The organism is Corallococcus terminator (assembly GCF_049194865.1).
Classification (GTDB): Bacteria; Myxococcota; Myxococcia; order Myxococcales; family Myxococcaceae; genus Myxococcus; species Myxococcus terminator_A.
Genome location: NZ_JBLZWL010000053.1, coordinates 26,310 through 48,517, shown reverse-complemented (window position 1 = coordinate 48,517; position 22,208 = coordinate 26,310). Strand labels below are relative to the sequence as shown.

The 22,208-nt window shown below is 70.9% G+C and carries 19 protein-coding genes; 11 read left to right on the top strand and 8 right to left on the bottom strand.

The features are described from left to right. Positions 1-52: 52 nt before the first annotated feature. Positions 53-748 (bottom strand): tetratricopeptide repeat protein, encoded by a 696-nt coding sequence (locus ACN469_RS17955; protein WP_498769507.1) that lies wholly within the window; start codon positions 746-748, stop codon positions 53-55. 101 nt (positions 749-849) lie between these two features. Here ACN469_RS17955 and ACN469_RS17950 point away from each other — a divergent pair, with 101 nt between their 5' ends. Genes ACN469_RS17950 through cmk form a run of 3 tightly spaced genes read left to right on the top strand, consistent with a single transcriptional unit; the run spans position 850 to position 3,625 of the window. Then, positions 850-1,818 (top strand): acetyl-CoA carboxylase carboxyltransferase subunit alpha, encoded by a 969-nt coding sequence (locus ACN469_RS17950; protein WP_498769506.1) that lies wholly within the window; start codon positions 850-852, stop codon positions 1,816-1,818. Between the two features lie 26 nt (positions 1,819-1,844). Continuing rightward, on the top strand, positions 1,845-2,936 hold the full coding sequence (gene hisC, locus ACN469_RS17945) for a histidinol-phosphate transaminase (protein WP_498769504.1): 1,092 nt from the start codon (positions 1,845-1,847) through the stop codon (positions 2,934-2,936). Further along, the gene (gene cmk, locus ACN469_RS17940) at positions 2,933-3,625 is read left to right on the top strand and encodes a (d)CMP kinase (RefSeq protein WP_498769502.1); all 693 of its coding nucleotides are present in this window, start codon (positions 2,933-2,935) and stop codon (positions 3,623-3,625) included. The genes hisC and cmk overlap by 4 nt, the downstream gene beginning before the upstream one ends. Before the next feature lie 37 nt (positions 3,626-3,662). On the opposite strand, the gene ACN469_RS17935 is transcribed toward cmk, so the two are convergent. Beyond that, the gene (locus tag ACN469_RS17935; protein ID WP_498769500.1) at positions 3,663-5,801 is read right to left on the bottom strand and encodes a lytic transglycosylase domain-containing protein; all 2,139 of its coding nucleotides are present in this window, start codon (positions 5,799-5,801) and stop codon (positions 3,663-3,665) included. A 353-nt stretch (positions 5,802-6,154) separates the two neighbouring features. Between ACN469_RS17935 and ACN469_RS17930 the strand changes: the two genes are divergently transcribed. Beyond that, positions 6,155-6,388, top strand: a complete 234-nt coding sequence (locus tag ACN469_RS17930) for a hypothetical protein (protein WP_141648765.1) — start codon at positions 6,155-6,157, stop codon at positions 6,386-6,388. A gap of 79 nt (positions 6,389-6,467) precedes the next feature. On the opposite strand, the gene ACN469_RS17925 is transcribed toward ACN469_RS17930, so the two are convergent. Both ACN469_RS17925 and ACN469_RS17920 read right to left on the bottom strand, forming a co-directional pair. Beyond that, positions 6,468-8,066 (bottom strand): CAP domain-containing protein, encoded by a 1,599-nt coding sequence (locus ACN469_RS17925; protein ID WP_498769498.1) that lies wholly within the window; start codon positions 8,064-8,066, stop codon positions 6,468-6,470. Further along, positions 8,063-8,359, bottom strand: a complete 297-nt coding sequence (locus ACN469_RS17920; protein ID WP_498769496.1) for a DciA family protein — start codon at positions 8,357-8,359, stop codon at positions 8,063-8,065. The genes ACN469_RS17925 and ACN469_RS17920 overlap by 4 nt, the downstream gene beginning before the upstream one ends. A gap of 183 nt (positions 8,360-8,542) precedes the next feature. On the opposite strand from ACN469_RS17920, the gene ACN469_RS17915 reads away from it, so the two are divergent. Both ACN469_RS17915 and ACN469_RS17910 read left to right on the top strand, forming a co-directional pair. Then, a complete protein-coding gene (locus ACN469_RS17915; protein WP_498769494.1) occupies positions 8,543-11,146 on the top strand; it encodes a carboxypeptidase regulatory-like domain-containing protein in 2,604 nt (867 codons plus the stop codon). A gap of 131 nt (positions 11,147-11,277) precedes the next feature. Next, positions 11,278-12,153, top strand: coding sequence for a diguanylate cyclase (locus tag ACN469_RS17910; protein WP_498769492.1), 876 nt, complete (start codon positions 11,278-11,280; stop codon positions 12,151-12,153). Between the two features lie 27 nt (positions 12,154-12,180). Here ACN469_RS17910 and ACN469_RS17905 read toward each other — a convergent pair whose 3' ends face one another. Together ACN469_RS17905 and ACN469_RS17900 are read right to left on the bottom strand one after the other, a co-directional pair. Further along, positions 12,181-14,274, bottom strand: a complete 2,094-nt coding sequence (locus tag ACN469_RS17905) for a lysophospholipid acyltransferase family protein (RefSeq protein WP_498769490.1) — start codon at positions 14,272-14,274, stop codon at positions 12,181-12,183. Positions 14,275-14,276: 2 nt separating this feature from the next. Next, positions 14,277-15,242 (bottom strand): SDR family oxidoreductase, encoded by a 966-nt coding sequence (locus ACN469_RS17900; protein ID WP_498769488.1) that lies wholly within the window; start codon positions 15,240-15,242, stop codon positions 14,277-14,279. A 102-nt stretch (positions 15,243-15,344) separates the two neighbouring features. Between ACN469_RS17900 and mutL the strand changes: the two genes are divergently transcribed. From mutL to ACN469_RS17875, 5 genes are all read left to right on the top strand, one after another. Next, positions 15,345-17,204, top strand: coding sequence for a DNA mismatch repair endonuclease MutL (gene mutL, locus ACN469_RS17895; RefSeq protein ID WP_498769486.1), 1,860 nt, complete (start codon positions 15,345-15,347; stop codon positions 17,202-17,204). 136 nt (positions 17,205-17,340) lie between these two features. Continuing rightward, positions 17,341-17,496 (top strand): hypothetical protein, encoded by a 156-nt coding sequence (locus tag ACN469_RS17890; protein ID WP_176437590.1) that lies wholly within the window; start codon positions 17,341-17,343, stop codon positions 17,494-17,496. A gap of 25 nt (positions 17,497-17,521) precedes the next feature. Next, complete coding sequence (locus ACN469_RS17885) at positions 17,522-18,244, top strand: outer membrane beta-barrel protein (protein ID WP_498769485.1); 723 nt, start codon at positions 17,522-17,524, stop codon at positions 18,242-18,244. Between the two features lie 118 nt (positions 18,245-18,362). Then, positions 18,363-19,376: a tetratricopeptide repeat protein gene (locus ACN469_RS17880; RefSeq protein ID WP_498769483.1), complete on the top strand. Its 1,014-nt coding sequence runs from the start codon at positions 18,363-18,365 to the stop codon at positions 19,374-19,376. An 89-nt stretch (positions 19,377-19,465) separates the two neighbouring features. Next, a complete protein-coding gene (locus ACN469_RS17875; protein ID WP_498769481.1) occupies positions 19,466-19,981 on the top strand; it encodes a hypothetical protein in 516 nt (171 codons plus the stop codon). 1 nt (position 19,982) lies between these two features. Here the strand turns inward: ACN469_RS17875 and ACN469_RS17870 are convergent, their stop codons facing one another. Together ACN469_RS17870 and ACN469_RS17865 are read right to left on the bottom strand one after the other, a co-directional pair. Next, the gene (locus ACN469_RS17870; RefSeq protein WP_498769479.1) at positions 19,983-21,611 is read right to left on the bottom strand and encodes a carboxypeptidase-like regulatory domain-containing protein; all 1,629 of its coding nucleotides are present in this window, start codon (positions 21,609-21,611) and stop codon (positions 19,983-19,985) included. After that, on the bottom strand, positions 21,608-22,195 hold the full coding sequence (locus ACN469_RS17865) for a hypothetical protein (protein ID WP_498769477.1): 588 nt from the start codon (positions 22,193-22,195) through the stop codon (positions 21,608-21,610). Before ACN469_RS17865 ends, ACN469_RS17870 begins: the two co-directional genes overlap by 4 nt. Positions 22,196-22,208 lie beyond the last annotated feature (13 nt).

The window sequence follows — 22,208 nt, the reverse complement described above, 5'->3', positions numbered from 1 at the left end:
CGAGGCCCGTCATCCCGAGTGGTGGCTGGTCAGCAGTCCGGCGCGTGACGTCTCACGCGTCGCACTCCGAGGGCGCGTCGGTGAACGTTCCGAGCTTGGGGAAGGTGAGCGCCCCGGCTTCCGTGAGCGTGCCGGTGACGGGGGCCTCTCCCTGGAGACGCAGCTCCACCTGGCGGCCTTTCACCGAGTACGTCCCTCCCAGCTCGATTCGCTGGGCCTGGCCGTTCGCGTCCACGGTGCGCGTCTTGAGGACGGCCTTGCCCCGTGTCTGGAAGCGCAGCGCCTGGGTGCTGCCGAGGACGCCGACGCCCGGGCCGTACCAGGAGACAGCACGCAGCAGGACGGGCACGTCCGCCTCACGCTCCGGGACGCGGCCCAGCAGCCGCTGCCAGCCCAGCGTGTCGCGGATGCCGTCCAAGTCCGTGTCCTGGCGGGCACGGGCCAGGCGCCGGGCGTCCAGCCGCACCGCCTGGGAGAGGTGCTCGACGATGACGTCCCGGTGGGCGCCGTACTCGCATACCAGGCCCTTCTTGCGCAGCACGCCCAGCGTGGCGGCGGCGTTGTAGCGGGGCAGGGCGTACGCCGGGTCCTCCTTGGCGGCGGCCTGGAACTTCTCCAGGGCCTCCGGGTAGCGCCCGGCCCGGTACAGGCGGAAGCCCTCGGTGTTGAGGGCCTTGGCGGAGGGGGGCGCCGGAGTGGCCGGGGCGGAGGTCAGCGCCAGGATGAGCAGTGGCAGGGCAAGAAACATGGCGCTCCGAATGGGACGAAGGTGTCCGGCAGAGTGACACGGTGCGGTGCGTAACCGCTTGCGCGTTGAAAGGTGCCTTACCCTGGTGCTAGTTCCGCGCCATGGCAACCGGCATCAGTTACGCGCTCGACTTCGAGCGCCCGCTCATCGAGCTGGAAAAGAAGATCGATGAGCTCAAGGCGTTGTCCACGGGTGGTTCCGCGGACTTCACCTCGGAGATTTCCAAGCTCGAGAAGAAGGCGAAGAAGCTCCAGACGGAGATCTTCAGTGACTTGACGCGGTGGCAGGTGGTGCAGATGTCCCGCCACCCCTTGCGCCCCTACTTCCTGGACTACATCCGCATCCTGTTCACCGACTTCGTGGAGCTGTGCGGAGACCGGCACTTCGGCGAGGACCCGTCGATTGTCGGAGGCTTCGCCCGCTTCGATGGCAAGCCGGTGATGGTGATAGGGCACCAGAAGGGCCGCAACACCAAGGAGAACATGGCGCGCAACTTCGGCATGCCGCGCCCGGAGGGCTACCGCAAGGCCCGCCGTCTCATGGAGCTGGCGGAGCGCTTCGAGAAGCCCATCCTCACCTTCGTGGACACGCCGGGTGCCTACCCAGGCATCGGCGCGGAGGAGCGCGGACAGGCGGAGGCCATCGCCGTCAACCTGGAGGTGATGAGCGGGCTGCGCGTGCCCATCATCTCCACGGTGGTGGGTGAGGGCGGCTCGGGCGGCGCGCTCGCCATCGGGGTGGGCAATCGCGTGCTGATGCTCCAGAACAGTGTCTACTCCGTCATCTCGCCGGAGGGCTGCGCCTCCATCCTCTTCCGCGACGCCAGCAAGGCGGACAAGGCGGCGGACGCGATGAAGCTCACCGCGCCCGATTTGCTCCAGATGAAGATCGTCGACGAGGTGGTGCCCGAGCCCGCCGGTGGCGCGCATCGAGACCCCGCGAAGGCGGCCGAGGCGCTGGGCAAGGTGCTGCGCAAGCACCTGGGCCAGCTCGCCGAGCTGACGCCCGACGGGTTGGTCAAGGACCGCTACGCGAAGTTCCGCGCGCTCGGCGTGTTCTCCGGTCGTTGACGCACCACTCCAGGGCCTCCATCTCCATGCGACCTCTCGTTCCTCCCCATGTCGAGACGCTCAAGCCATACGTGCCGGGCAAGCCCATCGAGGAGACCGAGCGCGAGTTCGGCCTGACGGGTGTCATCAAGCTCGCCTCCAACGAGAACCCGCTCGGGCCTTCCCCGCGCGCGTTGGAGGCCATGCGGCTTGCGGCAACCCAGGTGCATCTGTATCCGGATGCCACCTCGTTCCACCTGGTGCGCCGGCTGGCGGCCTCCCTGGGCGTAGAGCCGCGGGAAGTCGTGCTGGGCAGCGGCTCGAATGAACTCATCGAGCTGCTCATCCGGACGTTCACCACGCCGGAGGATGAGATCCTCCTGTGCAAGAACTCCTTCTCCGCGTACCGCATCTCCGCGCAGGCCCACGGGCGGCCCTTCGTCGAGGTGCCCATGCGCGAGGGCTTCCAGTACGACCTGGAGGCCATGGCGCGCGCGGTGACGCCGCGCACGCGGCTCATCTTCCTGGCCAACCCGGACAACCCCACGGGCACCGCGTTCGGCCGCAAGGAGCTGGAGACCTTCCTGGCGGCGGTGCCTCCCGAGGTGCTGATTGCCTACGACGAGGCCTACTTCGAGTTCGTCGACTGGCCTGACTACGTCAGCGGCGTGGAGCTGTTCCGGCGCCACCCGAACGTCGTGGCGCTGCGCACCTTCAGCAAGATTCACGGCCTGGCGGGCATCCGCCTGGGCTACGGCGTCATGGACGCGAAGCTCTCCATGTACCTGCAGCGCACGCGCATGCCGTTCAACCTGACGGTGGTGGCGCAGGCGGCGGGACTGGCGGCGCTGGAGGACACCGAGCACGTGCGGCGCACGCGGGAGAACAACCGCGCGGGCCTGCGCTACTTCGAGGCGGAGCTGCCCAAGCTGGGCATCACCCTCACGAAGAGCCACGCGAACTTCGTGTTCGCGGACTTCCGCCGCTCCTCCACCGAGCTGTACGAGCTGCTGCTGCGCAAGGGCGTCATCGTCCGGCCCTTCGCGGGCGGGGGCTTCCCCACCTGCCTTCGTATCTCCGTGGGGACGGCGTCGGAGAACGAGCGGTGCGTGAACGCACTGAGAGAGGTGCTCTCGTGAGCGCACGCTGCTTCATCGTCGCCATCGACGGGCCGGCCGGTGCTGGCAAGTCCACGGTGTCCAAGCTGCTGGCGCGCCGGCTCGGCTTCTCCCTCGTCGACACGGGCGCCATCTACCGCTGCGTGGCGCTGATGGCGACGAACGAGCGCATTGCCTACGACGACGACGCGCGCCTGGGCGAGCTGCTCGAGCGCGTGCGCATCCACTTCCAGGTGGTGGGCGAGGAGAACCGCGTCTTCCTCGGCGGCAAGGACGTGTCAGGCGACATCCGCGCGCCCGAAATCTCCATGGCCGCGTCGCAGGTGTCCGGGCGTCCCGTGGTGCGCGCGGGCCTGCTCCAGCTCCAGCGGCGCCTGGCCCTGGAGTCGAGCAAGGGCTCCATCCTGGAAGGCCGCGACATCGGCACGGTGGTGTTCCCGGACGCGGACGCGAAGTTCTTCCTGGAGGCCAACCCCGAGGTGCGCGCCCGGCGCCGCTTCGAGGAGTTGTTCCAGAAGGGCGTGGAGAGCAGCCTCGACGACGTGCTCGCGGACCAGACCAAGCGCGACAAGGATGACTCCGCTCGCGCCGTGGCCCCGCTGAAGGCCGCGGAGGACGCCATCCGCGTGGACTCCAGCAGCCTGCCGCTGTCGGAGGTGGTCCACTCCATGGAGTCGGAGATTCTGCGCCGCATGGCGGCGCGCGGGTAGGGCGCCCAGGCGCTCCACCCGCTCGGGCCTGCTCAGCTCAGAAGGTGACGCCCTCCTTCAAGGGGGCGGGCACCACCAGCGACAGCCGGGGCTGTACGCCCTGCGCGTCGTAGAAGGCGTGGTAGAGGAACAGGTCCGCCACCACCTGCTTGACGTAGCCGCGAGTCTCCCTGAAGGGGATGGACTCCACGAAGAGGTCCAGCGGCAGGTCTCCTCGCTCCTGGGCCCACTTCGCCGCGGCGCTCGGTCCCGCGTTGTAGGCGGCGGCGGCGAGCACCGGATGCGAGAAGCGCTCCATCAACCGCGACAGGTACCAGGCCCCGTAGCGGATGTTCCGGTCCGGCGAGAAGAGGTCCGCGGGCGCGGGGTCCGGCTCCGCGAGCTTGCGTGCAATCTCCGTGGCCGTCTTGGGGATGATCTGCATCAGCCCCCGCGCGTCCGCCGCGCTCATGACCTCCGGCTTGAAGGCGCTCTCCCGCCGCATGATGGCCCAGACGAGGAACGGGTCCACCTTGTGCGCCGTCGCCGCCTGCTCCACCGCGTTCGAGAAGGCCCGAGGGTAGAAGGCCGCGAGCGCATCCGGCTCGCGTGAGCCGAAGGCCCGGCCCCACAGGTGCCGCGCCGCCACCGTGTGCGCGTGGCCGAACTCGCCCAGGCTCATCAGCGCGTGCGCGAAGGGCAGGGCCTGGTCCGCGGAGCGCAGGCGCGCCACGTGCGACTCCACCTCTTCCGCCGCGTCGCGGAACAGCCCCGCGCGCGTCAGCTCCACCGCCAGCCCCAGCTCGGGAGGACGCGGCAACTCCAGCGACAGGGGAGGGCGCGGGAAGCTGGCCGGCGCGGCCCGTCCCAGCTCCTTGAGTCGCTCCGAGGCCAGCAGCGCGTAGAACGACGCGGGCGCCACGGTGATGAGGCGCTCGTACTCCGGGCCGACCTCCGCCACGCCCGCGCCACCCAGCTCGCGGCTGCGCGCCATCCAGTAGCGCGCCTGCGGAGCGAGGCTGCTCTTCGGGAAGGTCGCCACCAGGGACTCCAGCGACGCGCGCGCCTTCGGGTAGTCCTCCAGCCGCAGGTACGCGAGCGAGCGGAACCACAGGCCCTCGTCCCGCCGCCGCGAGCGCGCATAGCGCTCCCCGTGCGCGGTGAAGGCCTTCGCGGCCTCGGCGAAGCGGCCCGCCTGCAAGTCGAGCCAGCCCGCGAAGAAGGCGCCCTCCTCACCCGCCGACTGCGACGCGTACTTCAGGTCCAGCGCCGCCATCAACGTCCGGGCCTTCTCGTTGTCGTCCGCGCGCAGGGCCCGCCGCGCCATGAGCAGCTCCGCGTCGGCCGCGACACCCGGGGGGCCCTTCTCCGCGAGCGCGAGCGCCTGGCGTGCGTCCTCTCCACGGCCCAGCGCGAACAGCGCCTTGGCTCGCAGCAGGGACACCTTCGCCGCCTGGTCCTTGGCGAGCTTGTCGCCCGAGAGCGCCTCCAGCTCCTCCAGGGCGCGCTGCGACGCGCCGCCCCCCAGGAACCCCTCGGTGCGCTGCGCGCGCTCCGCGAAGCCCAGGCGCACCGCGGGACGGCGGACCTCGGTGAGCCACTTCACCGCCTCGTCGCCGTACGGATGCGTGGGGAAGCGCAGCGCCACCATCATCAAATCCGCCTGCTGCCCGGCGCGATTGCCCGACTCGCCTCGCGCCTGGGCCCGCTGGAAGAGCAGCTCCGGGGTGGGCGTGGCCTTCACCGCCGCCTCCAGCACGAGCGCCGCCTGCTTCGCCTTGCCCGCCTTCAGGAGCGACTCGCCCAGCCGCGACCGGGCCCGGGTCACCAGGTCCAGAGGGGCCCCAGGGGCCTCCAGCACGCGCGCGAAGTCCAGCGCGGCCCCCGCGGCGTCCCCCGAGTAGAAGCGTGCCTGACCCAGGTAGAAGGCGCGGTAGGGCTCCAGCAGGGCGGGGGCGGGGCCGGCCGCCAGCATGTCGCGCGCCTCGGCCGCCCGTCCGTCGGACAGGGCCAGCGTGCCCGCCAGCAAGCCGAGCCTCCCCGCGTCCGGGCACTTCTTTTCCACACACGTGGCCCACTCGCGCTGTGCCAGCGAGGTCGCCTCGGTCTGATGAAGTCGCACGGCCTCCAGGGTTGTCGGGGATTGTCCCAGGGACACCCCTAGCGCCCACCCCGCGACCGTCCCCATCCAGCTCATGTGTTCTCCCTTTCACCACGCGGCTTTGCGGCCTGCCAACGAGACGGATCCGGCAATCATTCCCCTCTCATGCCAGGGGGGTGGTTTGACAGCGAGGCCGACAAGTCCTAAATCCGCGCGCCATCGGGCCAGTCCAAAACTGTTCTTGACCTGTCGCATTCGTTGAAAGCGTTCAGGCGATTACGTGCTCTTGGGTCATTGAAGTCGGCCCGTTGCGTCACCCGGGGTGCATCACTACGTTGCGCAGCCGTTGCACGCTACCCCGGTCCGTCGTCGTCCAGGCGGGACCTGTCGTCCGGTAACACTGCTCGTTCACAGCGCTCGGGGGGGAAACAGCACAGAGGGAGGGCTCCATGAAGCCGTGTCCAGCCGATCTGCCGCAAACCATCAATCCCGAGGCCGGGCCGAAGCGTGCCGGCGTCGAGACGCATCGCAATCTGAATTGCCACCAGTATGACAACTGCCTGGACGAAGCCGTCAGGCGTGGGTGGCAGTCCTTCACATGCATGAAGTGCCCGATGTATCAGCACGCCGCGCCGCCGCAGATGGGCCTCGAGGCTTACGCCACCCAGCGCCGTCCCGTCTGATTCACAGCCGCTTCACCGTGTGAGGGGAGGCCCCGTAGTAGAGAGGGGCGCCCCACACGGGCCGCACCCGCCGCCTCACTCATTGGACGGCGGCGTAGATGACGGCGACCCAGTACTGCCGCGCGCCAAATCGCTTCGAGTCCCCCCGCACCACGCCCACGCCCACCCTGTTGTTGGTGGCCTCGGTGACGCTTCGGGACTCGGGGAGCGAGGCAGGGTCCGACACCACGAAGAAATCCACCGAGGCCGTCCCCGCGTCCGGGAGCACCTGGAACACCCGTTCGTGCAGGGGCGCCTCGCCGGGCTGGGCCGCGGGCTGGTCCAGCTTCAGCGCGTGGTTGGCGTGCGCCAGCGCCAGTGACTCCAGCGCCTGACTGCGGGCCAGGGGCGGCAGCTTCTTCGCGGAGCGCCACCGGGCCAGGGCGTCATACGCCTCCTGCTGGGGATTCTGTGTGTCCGCCGTGGAGGGCGACGAGGCGGTGAAGACCTCCGTCACGGTGGCCTCGGAGCGCCCGCCCGCCACCTGGCGCAGGACGATGCCCACGCCCATGAAGCGGAACCCCGGGTCCAACAGGTTGCGACGGTGGCCCGGGCTGTGCTCGATGCCGAAGTGTGCCGCGAGCGGCCCCGCGGCCTGCCCCAGGTTCTCTCCGGCCCGGCCGTAGCGCGAGCCCGGTGGCAGGCGACGGGTGAGGGTGCTCCCGTCCGGCGCGATGTGCGCGAAGAAGTCCTCCGTCGTCATGCGAGTGCTGTAGCCCTGAGCCACGCGCTCCAGCACCGGGTCCGGCATCAGCTCCACCAGCCCGTGCGCCCGGCGCAGGGCGTTGATGCGCTCGTGGAGGGCGCTCCGGGCGTCCTCCTCCGTGGTGGGCTCCACGTTGGACTCGCGCTCACCGCGTCGGCGCACTTCGCCAATCTGCGTGAGGAAGAGAGAGGTGACTTCCGGCCCCGCGTCGCCTCGGGCGACCACCTCCACCGTGTAGGTGCCGGGCTTGAGGAAGTCCAGGCGCGTGCAGAAGTCGGAGCCCTCCGTCCCGCGCCGGGTGAGGGGAACGATGCTCACCTCACCGTCCGGCCGGGTGACGTAGATCTCCGGCGCCTGGAGCGGGGGCGTGAGCCTTCCGCAGAGCGTCTGCACCGCGCGCTCGCCGGGCATGACGCGGGGAAACGGCTTCAGCTCCGCCTTGCGGTCCGTCAGCAGCATCACCAGCGCGGCGCGCTTGTCCACCAGGGCCACGCCCACGCCGAAGTGGGAGGCCCGCTCCGTGTTGATGTCGGTCCGGGCTTTCAGCGACTCGAGCGCATGGGCATGTGCCCAGGCACGGATGACGAGCGCCCGGGGAGCGGGATCCGCCGCGCCCGCGTCGCTGATGACCTCCGTCAGCGTGAACAGGTCCGGCGCCCCCGTGAAGGCACCGCTGAGCGCGTCGCTGGCCAGCCGTCGCGCCGCCGCGCTCAGCGCGGGGTCCTCGGTGGGCGCGCGACGTCCCACGCGCTCGAACTCCCGCACCACATGCTGGGCGGCCTGCCGCTCCATCGACTCCGACGGCGTCAGCGGGGCCTTGCGCTCGGGGGGCTGGGCTCGGGAGTCCGTCGCAGGGCGAGCGGGCGGCGCGGAGGGGGACACGGGTCTGGGCGTGGCGGCCAGCAGCGTCGCCAGCGCGAGCACGGCCATCATCTGTCACACCGGAAGGCGAGCTCCTTCACCGTGCCGGAGCCCAGTCGCTCGTTGAGCTGCGCGCACAGGGAGGTGGCCTCCGCCTCCAGGGTGCGAGCCCACTCGGAGCTGGTGACGGAGATGAGGAGCGTGCCGTCCTCCAGCGCACGGGGAGCGCTGTGGCGGGCGATGTGTGCCCCCACCACCGCGGCCCACACCGGCGCCAGGGCATGCCCACGGCCTGACTCACCAGCGAGGCGTGCCAGGACGCGGGGTAACAGACTTTCCAGGGACTTGGGCTCGCCACGGGCCATCGCGCGCGATGATGATTCGTGAGAACCTGAAAGCCAACCACCTGTTGCGTGACGTGGGCGAAGTGCGGGCGGCCGGGTCCGACGGTGTCCAGCGAGGGGGCTTCAGGGCCCTTGCGCGGCGTCGCGCGACGGGCGTCGTACCTGTATGGTCTTGGGCGTTCCGCCCCCCGGGAGCCGCACCGCATGAGTCCCTCGCTTCGTCCCCTCCTGCTGACAGCCCTCGTGTGTGCCCTGGGCACGCTCGCCGGCTGCGCGATGGGCAGCGACGACATTCCGGGCATCCCAGGCGACAACAAGCCTCTGCCGGGCCCCTGCGCGGTGGACCAGGACTGTCCGGACGCGGCGCTCTTCATCTGCAACACGGCATTGTCCCGCTGTGAGCCCGCCTGTCGGACCCGCTCGGACTGTGAGGACAGACGGCGTCAGCAATACGCGCTGGCGATGTGCGACAACCCGATGGGCTGTCAGTGCGACATGAACCGGTGCGTGGTGGGGCTGTGCGCCACCGACGTGGACTGCGGCGCGGACCAGGTCTGCCGCAATGGCACCTGTGTCGTCCCCCCTGCCGCGACACTTGCCGCGTCGTGCCAGGTGACTCCTGAAGTCGTCGTGGGCAGCCCGGGGTTGTCCGTCGTCTTCGGCGTGTGGGCGAAGGACGCGGCGGGGCAGCCGGTGGTGCCGCGCGAGGGAGCGACGTGGACCGCCCTGTCGCCCATGGTGACGGGGGGCGGCACCGGAGCCCGGGCGGCCTTCACGCTGAAGGACTCCGGCGCGGAGCGCGAGGGGGTGGAGGCGCGGGTCGGCTCGGTGGTTTGCCGTGCCCGCGTCGCCGTGCTCAGCCCGGACGTACCGGCGGGTGGGGTGCGGGTGCTGGTGGTGGATGAGCTGACGGGGCGCCCTGTGCCCCTGACCACCCTCTCGGTGGCCGACGTGAATGGGAAGCTCCACGCCACCGCGCAGACGGGGCTCGACGGGGTCGTGTGGGTGCCCGCCTCGGGCACCGTGGCGCTGTCCGCCTTCCACCCGGACTTCGGCTACCTCACGCTGGCGCGCCATGACGTGGAGGCTCACCCTGACGTCCGCATGACGCTGCGGCGCAACCCGGTGGACTACTCCGGGGGCGTGCGGGTCGACTTCGCCGAGACTCGCACGGGCACCGTCCCGACGCCCACGCTGCGGCTGGGAATGACGGGCCTGTCGGTGCCGGGACTCTTCTCCGAGCTGTCGCAGGGGACCTTGCTGGGCTTCGAGCGCGAGGTGGAGGTGAGCGCGGGCGGCCTGCGGCGCCTGCCCCTTCCGTCCGGCACCTCGCTCTGGTTGGAGGGCGGCACGCCGGCTCCGGCCTTCGCGCCTGGCGCCGCGGGCGTCTGTGATGCGTCCCTGGCCGGGGTGGTGGAGCCGGAGCTGGCCATCTTGACGGGCACGTGTGGCACCCGGTCGGCCTGGGCGCTGACGGGCAGCGTGCCGGTGGCGGAGCTGCCCCTCAATGCGCTGGAGCCCGGAGCGGATCCACTGCTGACGCTGGGGCGCATGTTGCCGCTGTCCCCGCGCTTCTATTCGTCCGTGGCGCGCGACGCCGCGTTCCACCTGGTCCCCACGCCGGGCCTCGTCACCGGAACGCCGAGGCCGGACACCGTGACGTATTCCGAGCGCGTGTCCCTGGACTTCGAGGGCGTGCGGCTGGCGTTCCCCTTCGCCGTCCGCGTCCCGGAGCTTCCTCGCTACCGGGGCACGTACCTGGACCGGGCCTATGTGTTGAGCACGGTGGTGGCGCCGGGACGAGGGCTCGTGCCGCTGGGCCTGGGGGCCGCCGCCAACATCGCGCCCGCGGATCCGAACACGGACGCGGACGCGCGGCTGGGCCGCTCCGGCATCATCGCCCTGCGCATGGCGCCCGCGCACCATGGACTGGAGGGGCAGCCGTACCGACTCCTGGTGGGGGCCACGTCCCGCGCCGCCCGAGACGACGCCGCCGCGGGCACGGCGGCCAGCTTCGTGGTGGCGGACCTGCCGGGCTTGAGCTTCGACCCCCTGGGAGAGCGCCCCGTCGAGCCCTCCGTGGACTTCCTCCCCATTCCGGAGGACGCCCGTTACAACTTCGACGCCAGCGAGTCCCATGGGCTGCGAGGGCGCGAGCTGCGCGCGGACGTCGAGGCCCCCGCCACGCTCGTCCGGGTGGTCTTCACTGATCGCCTCGGGCGCCGCTGGACGGTGCTGGCCACTCCCGACGAGGTGGAGGACGGCATCCGCGTCCCGTCGCCTCCCGTGGGCCTCGAGGACCGGACCTACTTCGGCGACCACCTGGGCTCGCGCGCGCTCCTGCGCGTGGAGGTGCTCCAGGTGACGGGGCGCGATGCGCGGGATGTCCTGGGGCCCTCGCGACTGGCGGCGGCGGATGGCCCGGGGTTGGACCACGTGGGCGACCTGACGCGCGCGGCGTCGTCGCTGGACGTGGGGCGCCCGGAGGTCATGTGGCTCTATCCGGAGCTGGAGGGACAGCGGCTCAGCCGAGGCAGCGCCGTGCGAGTGCGCGTCACCGGCTTCCGCCCGGGCGTGGGCGACGAGGCCGATGGCCGCGTCCGCGTCGTGATACGGGGCGGCGGCAAGGGCTGCGAGGAAGTCCTCGTGAGCGACTCCGCCGTGTCGCCCGTGACGGGCGAAGTGCAGCTCCAACTCCCCGCGAGCTGCTCCGGCATGGGGGTGCTGCTGATTGCCGCGCTCCAGGACGCGGAGGGCTCGCTGCTGCGTCCCCCTGTCTCCGTCGTGAGGGCCGTGGATATCCCTTAGCGGGGGATGAAGGACGACGTCGCTGGTTGGGTGTCGATGGGCGAAGATTCCCTACCTGGAGTCTCGCCCTGTGATTCGCTTTCTGGATTTGCAGGGTGGTAGCGTCTCGTGGGTCGTTCGCTGGAGGAGCGGTGCAGAAGGAGACGGTCGTCACGGTCATCTCGAAGATCTCCGACCGGCCGGTCAACCTCGACGCGGCTCTGGTGGTGATCTACGGATTGGACCTGGGTCGGAAGTTCGATTTGACGAGCGAGGAGACGCTGATTGGTCGCTCGTCGAAGTGTGACATCCAGATTGACCAGGAGTCGGTGAGTCGCAACCACGCGGCCATCGCCAATACCCGCGAGGGCGTGAAGATTCGCGACGCGGGCTCCACCAACGGCACGTTCATCAACGACGAGCTGGTGGAAGGAGATCGCGAGCTGCGCAACGGCGACCTGGTGAAGATTGGCCGCACCATCTTCAAGTACATCGCGGGCGGCAACATCGAGGCCGCGTACCACGATGAGATCTACCGGCTGACCACGATGGACGGCCTGACGCAGATCTACAACCGCCGCTACTTCGACGAGCAGTTGGATCGGGAGATCTCCCGCAGCCGTCGCTACGAGCGCGTGCTGTCGCTGGTGTTGGTGGACATCGACCACTTCAAGAAGGTGAACGACAAGTTCGGGCACCTGGCGGGGGACTCGGTGCTCAAGCAGCTGGCGTCCACGGTGCGCACGCGCATCCGGCGTGAGGACGTCTTCGCCCGCTACGGCGGCGAGGAGTTCGCCATCCTGCTGCCCGAGGTCGCCCTCGTGGGCGCGCGACAGCTCTCCGAGAAGGTGCGGCGCCTGGTGGAGAAGCAGCGCTTCGAGTTCGATCGCCAGTCCATCCCCGTCACCATCTCGCTGGGCGTGGCGATGTTGGAGCCCAACCACCGCGAGCCCGGAGACCTGGTGCGCGCGGCGGACGAGAAGCTCTTCGAGGCGAAGACGGGCGGGCGCAACCGCGTCATCGCCTGACGCGGCTGCCCGAGGCTCGAGTCCGGCTCAGCCGGCGAAGATGGAGCGGCGCTCCCGCAGCAGCGTGTGGATCATCCCCTGGATGGCCTCGCGCGTGCGCTCGGTGAGGCGACCCACTTCGCCCAGGTCATCCGCCGCTTCGGGAGGCAGGCCGTCCATGGCGATGGGCTCGCCGAAGCGGATGCTCCACTTCGCGGGCAGGGGCCCCAGCGGCGTGAGCGGCACGTAGGGCAGCCCGAGGAAGCTCGCGGGGATGCGTCCGAGCAAGGGCGACGTCTCCTCCGCGCCGACGATGGCCACCGGGACGATGGGCGCTCCCGTGCGCAGGGCGAGCTTCACGAAGCCGCCGCGTCCGAAGCGCTTGAGCCGGTAGCGCTCCGCGAAGGGCTTGCTGAGGCCCTGGTAGCCCTCGGGGAAGACCACCAGCGGGCGCTGCTCGTCGAGCAACCGCAGCGCGTTCTCCGGGCACGCTCGCACCGCGCCCAGGCGGTTGAAGAGGGTGCCCAGCACGGGGGCGTGGAAGATCTGATCCTCCACCAGCCAGCGTGATTCACGCAGGTCCGGCCGCTCGCGAGCGAGGGTGAGCGACATCACCAGCCCGTCATAGGGCAGGGCGCCCGAGTGGTTCGCCACGAGGATGACCGCGCCCCCGGGGATGTGGTCCGTGCCCTGGGCGGCGACGCGCCAGTACTGGCCATAGAGGAACTCCAGCACGGGCTCCAGCCGCTGCACGAGCGACGGGTCCTTGCCGTACTCGTCCAGGTGGGAGCCTCCGCCCGTGCCCAGGCCGGCGCGCACGGCGTCCAGCACGCCGCTCATCGCGCCCCAGGCGCGTCCCAGGCCCTCGCTGGCCAGGGCCTGTCCGGCGATCTCCCTCGCCAGGGCCAGCATGCCAGTCGCTCGCTGCGCGAGGGGGCGGGGGGCCTCGGGTGACGGCGCTCCGCGCGTCGCGTCGTCGTCACCGGAGGTGGGAACCAGGGCCAGGGGGCCTCGACGGCCCAGGGGGAACTCGTCGCGCGTCGCGTCTGGCATTTCCACCTCCGGCTCCTGAGAGGAGCGGGTTGTCGAGAGGGGCAGGGCGGAGCGCTCCCACGCGTCGTCGGCTTCGTCCGGCGTCTCGGCGAGGTCGGAGAGCTCCAGCACGGCGCCCGCGAGGTCCTCGTGAGGCGCATCGAGGTCGGAGCGCTCCTCGGCGTCGACCGCGTCCAGGATGGTGTCCGCGGCGCGTTCCTCGAGGGCATCCCTGGCGTGCGGGGCGCTGTCGCGACGATTCATCACTTCCACGACGGCCAGCTCGGCGGCGCTCTCGGCCACCTGCTCGGCCACGGTGGCGGCGAGCTCAAGCTCACGCTCCGGGCGGCGGGTCGACGGGCCGTGGTCCAGGACCTCTTCGACCGCGGCCTCGGCCAACTCGGTGGCCAGCTCCGTGGCGAGGAGCCTGTCCACGGGCTCGTCTCCACCGTCGCGTCGGTCCATCGCCACGTCCACGGCGTGCTTCGCGGTGACCTCGGCCACCTCGGCGCCGAGGGCTTCCGCCAACGCGTGGTCCACTTCGCGCTGCTGGGGCGTTCGCTCCAAGCTCGGATCGACCACGGTCGGAGCGCGAGCGGCGGGTGGTGGCTCGCGCGGCGTCACGGGCGCGGCGGGCTCGCGCAGGGGCTCGACCTCGAGCGAGGGCCTGTCACTGGACGCACTCGCGCCGGCCTTCGAGCTGGGACGAGAAGGCGCCTTCCCTGGGTGGGTGACAGGCGCGTGCTTCGCCCTCGTACCTGGCGGCGCTGCGTTCCTCTGGATGGGTTTCGCGGGAGCACCGACCTTCATGTTCGCGGCGCCGCGCGCGGCCGTTCCCTGCTTCGCTACCGCTGCCGACGACGCGCCCTTCGATGTGCCCGTGGACTTCGCGGGTGCGGGCTTCCCTCGGGTGGGCTTCTTCGCTCGGCCCTTGTCCGAGGTGCCGCCGCTGCTGGCGCGGGCGTTCGCGGCCTTCTTCTTGTCGTCGGAGGTCCCGCGCTCGGAGGGCGAGCGGTCCTGCTTCGCCGGGGTGCCGGGCTTCGCGGGCGCGCCATCGCGGGAGGCGGCGCCGCGCTGGAAGGGATCGTTCCCGAGGACACCCTTGGCCATCGCTAGCTCCTCTTGAGCGCCGCCGCGGCGTCTCTGACGTGGTGGAAGGGGATGAAGCCGAGGGCGGTCTCGGCACGTTCGCCGTCCGCCACCCACGAGTAATGGATGTAGTCGAGAAGGGCTACGGGCAACGTGCCCGCTCCCACCACATCCAGCGTGTGGAGTGCGCCACGGAACAAAGGCCCTGGGAGGGGGAGCGGGCGAGCACCCGCCTGTCGGATGAGGCCGGACAGCGGCAGCACGCCCCGGCCCACGATGTTGAACTCCCCGGACGCCTCCGCCCGCAGAGACAGGTGCAGCGCGCGCCCCGCGTCCTCCTCGTGCAGTCCCTGCCACAACGGATCGAACCCCAGCAGCGTGGGGACCACGGAGGTGCGCGTCAGCAGTCGCGTGACGGGGTTCTCGATGGTCGGCCCGAGCACCGGCGCGAAGCGCAGCACCAGCACGCGCATGTCCGGGTGCCGCTCGCGGAAGGCTCGGACCTGTCCCTCCACCTCCACCTTGTCGGTGACGAAGCGGCTCAGCGGACAGCCCTGCAGCGGCGAGTCCTCGCGCAGGAGCGCCGGATTGTTTCCGCGCGCGCCGTACACGGCCGTCATCGACGGCACCACGAGCCTGGGCAGCTTCGCCCGGCCCGCCGCCGTCAGCACGTTCATGGTGCCGATGACCTCCAGCTCGTGCGCCAGGGAGCCGTTGCGGATGGGCCCGAAGAGGAACGCCAGGTGGTAGAGCGCGTCCACGGGGCGCTCGGCCAATGCGTCGGTGAGCTCGCTCTCGGCGTCGTGCCGGGTGAGGTCCACCTGATGGAACTCCACCTTCGCACCCTCTGGACGGGCCACGTCCAACACGAGGATGCTCTCCACGTCGGGATCCCGCTCGAGCAGGGGCAGCAATAGCTTCCCGTACTCGCCGCTGGCTCCGGTCACCGCGACGCGCAACCGCCCCTTGCCTGGTCGTGACACGTCCATACGCAAGGCCTCCTGTTAGCCCAGCCGTCCCGGAATGTCAGCCTGCACCCGTCGGGTGTTGCTGGACAACGTCCGCTGCGTGGCGGAGGGTGGACGATTGCCATGGCTCGCATCGCACGTCTCAGTGACGTCCTCATCAACAAGATCGCCGCCGGTGAGGTGGTGGAGCGCCCCGCGTCCGTCGTGAAGGAGCTGGTGGAGAACTCGCTGGATGCGGGCTCCAGCACCATCCGCGTCGACCTGTCGGGTGGGGGCGTGGACCGCATCATCGTGTCCGACGATGGACATGGCATGGGCCGCCACGACGCCACCCTGTGTCTGGAGCGTCACGCCACCAGCAAGCTGCGGGAGCTGGACGACCTCTTCCACATCGACTCCATGGGCTTCCGGGGTGAGGCCGTGCCCGCCATCGCCTCCGTCTCCCGCTTCTCCCTCCACACCGCGGAGGTGGGCGCGGACGTGGGCACGCGGGTGTCGCTGGAGGGTGGGGTGGACCCGCTCATCGAGGACGCCCCTCCGCGCACCGGCACCGTCATCACCGTGGAGGACCTCTTCTTCAACGTGCCCGCGCGCCGCAAGTTCCTGCGCCGGGGCGACACCGAGCTGAAGCACGCCGAGGAGGCCGTCGTCCGCCTGGCCCTGGCGAACCCGGAGGTGGGCTTCTTCGCCACCCACGAGGGCAACGAGCTGTTCTCCAGCGCCGCCTGCCCGGAAGACCCCCGCGAGCGCATCGCCGCCGCGCTGGGCCCGGCCGCCCACCCGCACCTGTTCCCCGTGGAGGAGCGACGGCTGGGCGTCAGCGTCACCGGCTACGCGGCCTCGCCCGAGTTCACCTTCCCCAACGCGCGCGGCCTCTACACGTTCGTCAACCGCCGCTACGTGCGGGACAGGGGCCTCATCGGCACCATCCAGCGCGCCTACCAGGACTTCCTCGCCGCGGGCCGGCAGCCCGTCGTCGTGCTGCACATCGACGTGGACCCCATCGCGGTGGACGTCAACGTGCACCCGCAGAAGCTGGAGGTCCGCTTCTCCGACGCCCGGGGTGTGCAGGAGGCCATCAGCGCCGCGCTCAACCGGATGCTGCGCGCCTCCCCGTGGCTGGGCGCGGGCGCGGACCCGAACGGCCCCGGCGGCAATCAGCCGAGGGATGCCGCGCACTACGCGCACGCCGTGGAGCGCTTCCTCACCCGCGCGCAGGAGGCCTCCTGGGGCGCGCCGCTGCCCACCACGCTGGACGCGGCCGGCGGCCCGCCGTCGTCGGCCCTGTTCGGCGCGCCCGGGCCCATGGTTGGGATTCCCTCGTCGCTGCCCTTTGGCGCGGTGGGGCGCCCTCCCGCGTTCGGCGAGGCCCAGCCCCAGCTCAACGAGGCCCCTCCGCCGGGCTACTTCGCGGCGCTGCGCCCCATGGGCCTGCTCGGGGGGCGCTTCCACTTGTGCGAGGGCCCCGGCGGCACGCTGGTGGTGCTGGACCCGCACGCGGCGCTGGAGCGGACCCGGCTGACGTCGTACCTGCGCGCGCTGGACGACGCGAAGGGGCCTCCGGCGCCCTCGCTCTTCGGCACCACGCTGGAGTTCCCGGTGCAGGTCGCCAAGGCGCTCGTGGAGGGACGCGAGGCCCTGGCGCGGCTGGGCGTGGACGTGGAGCCCTTCGGTGGCACGACGGTGGCGTTGAAGACGGTGCCTCCGGGCCTGGAGGGCGCGGATGCGCGCTCGCTCCTGGAGGCCCTGGCGCGCGCGTTGCCGCCCAAGGGCGCGGCGTTGGATTCCGTCACGCTCGCGGAGGCCGTGCGGGTGATGGCGTGCCATGCCGCGCGCAAGGCCGGCGCCGTGCCGCTCACGGACGCGCAGCTGCGCGGGCTCCTGGGCGAGCTGGACAGGGCCGACTTCCACCCGCCCTGCATCCACGGCACGGTGGTGGTGCTGGAGATGCCCCTGCTGGAGCTGGAGCGCCGCGCCCGCTGAAGGGGAATCTCCCAGTCACTCCGCGCCCTTGCGTGGCCGGAAAATTGACCCGTGGGAGGTCGCTGCTACGGTGCGCCACACGCCTGTAGCACACGCGGCGGACCGGGCATGGACGGCCGGGAACGGGAGCGACCCCATGCGCGGAGTCATCACCCTGCGGGACGTGGTGTGCAACCTGGGCGTGGTGCTCCGTGAGTTCGGCGCGCTGTGTGTCGTCCGCTGTCTGGTCGCCTCGCTGCGCCGCCAGCGGACGACGTTCCTCGAAATCGCCGTGCGCCCCAAGCGCCCCTGACCTTCGCCCCCGAGTCCCTGCTTCGATGCTCCGTCGACTCCCGCCGCTGCTCGCCCTGTTGTTCGCCGCCCCCGCCTTCGCCCAGGAGGACGACGGTGACTCCGTGCCCTCGTCGATGGATGGCGTGGGCCGCATCACCGTGCAGGCCGGCTGGCGCGTCACCTCCAACGAGACCTTCTACGAGAGCTGGTACGGCGCCCCCGCCAACGCCGGCCTGTCTCGCGCTCGAAAGACGGCGGGCGGTCCGTTCGGCGTCGCCACCTTCGCGTACTCGCTGTCGGACCTCCTGGAGCTGGGCATCGACGTGTTCGGCACCGGCTCGCGCCTGTACGTCACCGAGCCTGGGCTGGAGGGACAGGCGCCCTTCGAGCGGCGCATCGACACCCTGGCCTATGGCGCGATGCTGGGCCTGCGCTTCCAGACGGTGCTCCCCGAGGTCGGCCCCTACGGGCTGGTTCCCTTCCTGGGCCTGTCCACCGGGCCCACGCTCATCAGCTCGGAGCGCGAGGGAGAGGCCGTGCGGGAGAAGACAACGCAGGCCTGGGCGGGCGTGTTGGGCGCGACGTGGCGCTTGTCTCCTCGCTGGGGCCTCACCGCTGAATACCGGTTCATGTTCCTGCGCGGACCGGTGGGCCCCGAGGCGGCCAAGCTCGGCTCGTTCAACATCGGCGGGAACTGGATGTCGCTGGGCGTGACGTACACTTTTCCGCCCGAGCCATCACGCGGACTGCCGGGCTCGGGCTTGTAACCTCGTAGAGCGAGCAGGCGTGGACATTGGAAGGTTGTTTGCTCCCGGAAATGTGACAGAGCCTCCGTGTTGTTCCGGTGCGGAAATTGTCGCCGTATGACCGGGAGAACTCCTTACGATGCGCGAATCGGCCGAGATCGTTACCGGGCCCAGGAAGATGTCCATGCCAGAGCATGCGAAGACCGAGATTGATAAGGAACTGGCGGACCTCCGCCGCGAAGTCGTCGAGGCCCGTAACCTCGTCATCAAGAGTGACAACCTGCTGAAGAACCTCCATGCGGAGGTGAAGGCCGTAGGCAAGCGTCACGAGGACTTCCAGAAGCGGCAGTGGATTTCGTCCGCCGCGGCCTACGTGCTGTTCGCGGTCATCGCGGTGGGCGCGGCGGTGATGATCACCAGCGCTCGCAGCTCCAGCGCCACCGGTGAGCGGGAGCGGCTGGAGAAGATGGTGGCGGACCTGACGGGCCAGCTGGAGAAGCAGCGCTCGGACACCTCCGCGCACCAGACGGCGCAGCGTGGCGCTTCGGAGGTCTACAAGATGATGACCTCGCTGCCCGGCGACGAGCGGCTCAAGGGCATCGACGCGCTGATGAAGCTGGACACCTCGCGCTTGAGCACCCTGGAGCGCCAGGCCCTCAATGACCGCGCCACGTCCCTGCGCCGCGAGACGGGCGACGCCGCCTTCGAGCGCGGCAAGATCGCCTTCCGCAAGAACGAGATGGACCAGGTCGTCTCTGAGATGGAGCGCTTCCTGGCGATGAACCCGCCGCAGGAGCAGTCGCTGGACGCGTCCTTCTTCCTGGGGACCGCGTACAACCAGCTCCGCAAGCACGACAAGGCCGTGCCGCTGCTGGCGCGCTTCGTGGAGGGAGACCGCAGCTCCAAGACGCGTGACTACGCCATGCTGCTGCTGGCCCAGTCGTACCAGGAGGTCGGCCAGATGGAGAAGGCGCTGGAGACCGCGCGCGACGCGGCCGGCGCCTACCTGAACAGCCAGTACCAGCCCCAGTTCCGCAGCCGCATCGCCATGGTGAAGCGCGCCATGAGCGGCAACACGGAGGCCGCTGGCCCCGCGCCCGTCCCGGCCGCTCCCGCCGCCCCCGCCCAGGTGGCGAGCCCCACGGGTCAGTAGTCCATTGCCGCACCCCCGCCCGTCCCTGGACGGGTGGGGAACACGGAAGCGTTGCCACGCGGGGTCCACAGTCATAAGACCTGGACCCCGTGTCCGCTCCCGACCCCCGGAAAGATCCTCGCTTCCGCCGCTACCGTGGTGCCGCGTATGGGATCTACATCGCGCTCACCACGCTCTTCTCGCTGTGGATCATCGTGAACGTGAGCCGCTCGGTGGCGGCCATGACGCCGGAGGCACTGCCCCCGGCGGCCCGAATCCTGAGCTACCAGGAGTGCCTGGCTGGTGCCCGGACCCTCTGGAACGAGCTGGAGGCGGGGCGCGAGAAGCTGGTGCGCGTGTCACCCGCGCGGGACACGGACCAGGAATGGATGCGCTTCCGGACGTCCTGGCTGGCGCGGCTGCGCGAGCGCGAGTCCGAGTGCGACCTCAAGGCCCGCGAGCGCGCCCCGCTGCGCACCGTGTACCGCCGCCTGGAGGTGGTGCTGGACCTCTACACCACACACGCGGTGCAGTACGCGGACGAGGTGGGCGGCACGGTGGACTCGTTCCACGCGGCCTTCCAGGCCGCCAGCGCCAGCCCCGCGGCGAAGGCCTCCCAGCCGTGAGTCAGCGCACGGGCAAGAGCGCGGTGTAGCGGCCGAGCGTGTCCGTCACCGACTGGGCCAGCAGCACGGAGGAGGGACGGCCCTCCACGTTCACCACTCGATAGAAGCGGATGGACGCGAAGGGCAGGCCTGGAGGCACGCCCGGCTCCCGCGTCGACGACAGCACGCGCCCGCGCAGGGTGCGCCCGCGCTGGAGGGCGAAGGCCGTCACGGGCTGCTCGGTCCCATCGTCGGTGGGGAGGACGGACACGAAGCGGCTGACGCGGGGCAGGTTCTCTCCCGGCACGACGTCCAGGCGGTACAGCGCGGGGTCCAACCGCAGCACGTATTCGCCGTTGGCATCGGTGATGGTCTCCGAGGCCAGGTCGGGCGGCAGCAGCCGGCCGGGGACGACGTCCACGGGCTCCACCACCAGCCGCACGCCTGGCGCGGGAGTCTCGTTGTCCGCCTGCAGCAGTCGTCCGCGCGCCACGCGCCGGTTGACGCACACCACGTCCGGCAACACGGTGTCCTCGCGCGGCACCACGGCGGAGGCCGTGGTGAGCCCCGAGGAGGAAGCGGCTGGCGGCACCACCACCAGCCCCAACGGCGCCTCGGTGGCGCTGGGCAGGGAGCGCAGCTCGAAGCGGCCCTCGGTGTCCGTCGTCGTCACCGCGCTCTGGAAGCTCCCGCCTCCGCCCACGCGCCCCTGGAGCGACACGGTGGCGGCCACCACGGGGCGACCGTCCAGGGCCACCACGCGCCCCGACACCCGCACCGGCGCGCCGAAGTCACCCAGCTCCAGCGGGCCGGGCAGCGGGGCGCCCGGGCTCACCGGGAAGGTCTGCTGCGGCAACAGCGCGTCCGCGGTTCGGGCCGTCACGCGCAGCAGCACCGTGGAGGCGCTCGCGGCCTCCGGGGGCAGCGCCAGCGCGAAGGCGCCCGTGCTCGGGTTGACGGCCACGCGCTGCGACAGCGGCTTCAGCTCGGTGTCCAGCGCCTCCACATCGAGCCCCGCGCCCGGCGGGGCGCCTCCGAAGCGCGTCACCGTTCCCTGCATGGGCAGCACGCTGTCGGCGGAGGGCAACAGCCACTCCAGGGCCAGCGCCGCGCCCGGGAGCACCGTGCCGGACGTCGTGACGGGCGGCACCAGCGGATCCTCGGGCATCACCGTCACCGCGTACTGGCCGCTGGCCACGGGCAGCGTCCACTGGCCGTTGTCCGGCACCAGCTTCGCCTCGTGGTAGCGGGCCACGCCGGGGATGAGGGCGCTCGAGCCGATGGCGCGCACGACGATGGGCTCGGAGTAGGGGCGGGACGGGGTGCTCGACGACGCGGGCGGCACCGTGGAGCGCAGCGTCATCCCCCGCAGCGAGGCCATGTTGAACAGCTGCAGGTTCTGCTCGGCGCGCAGCTTGCCCACCGGGAAGTCCTGCGCGTACAGGCCGAGCGCGGGGTTGGGCGTCACCTCCACGACGATGTCCTGGCCCGGGTCTCCGCAGCCGTCGACGAAGCACACCTCATTGGCGGCGCAGTCGGCATCCGAGCGACAGACGAGCACCGAGTCTCCGGGCTCCTCCTCCAGCAGCGCGCAGCCGGAGGCGCAGAGCAGCGTCAGCGCGACGAGGAGCCGCGCGTGGCGGCCCTTCATCGGCAGTCTCCCTGCACCGTGTTCACCACCCAGGCGTAGCTGATGACGAACCCCGGGTCGATGATGGAGCCTCCGTCGGGCAGGTTCACCACCCGCGACTCGGGCTGGCGGTCCGTCAGCTCCGCGTCGCTCACCAGCGCCTCCACCACGTGCTGTCCCGGCGTGCTCAGCACCGAGTTCGCGGAGGCCAGGTTGATGCGCAGCGTGCCCCGGTCCGGACGGCGGGCCTCGCCGTTGTTCGTGAGGGCTATCTCCCGGTACGGCCCGCGCGGGTCCTGCGGGCTGTAGTCGATGAACCAGTGCACCTTGATGCGGTCATCGACGTCCGGGTCCTCGACGGCGACCTCGAACGTCAGCTCGCACCGGCTCCCGCCGAAGTCCTGGATGATGTGCTCCTGGGGGAGCACCAGCGACTCGATGATGCGCGGCGAGCGGTTCATGAAGCGCGGAGGCTCGTCGAGCAGGGTGTCGTCCTGAGGCAACAGACAGCCGACGAGCAGGCCCAGGCTCACGGCCAGGGCACACGTCGTCCAGCCCTGGCCGGAGCGCGTGTCCCTGACGTGTCGCCGCGTCGTCGAGTCCATCACCAGTGCGTCT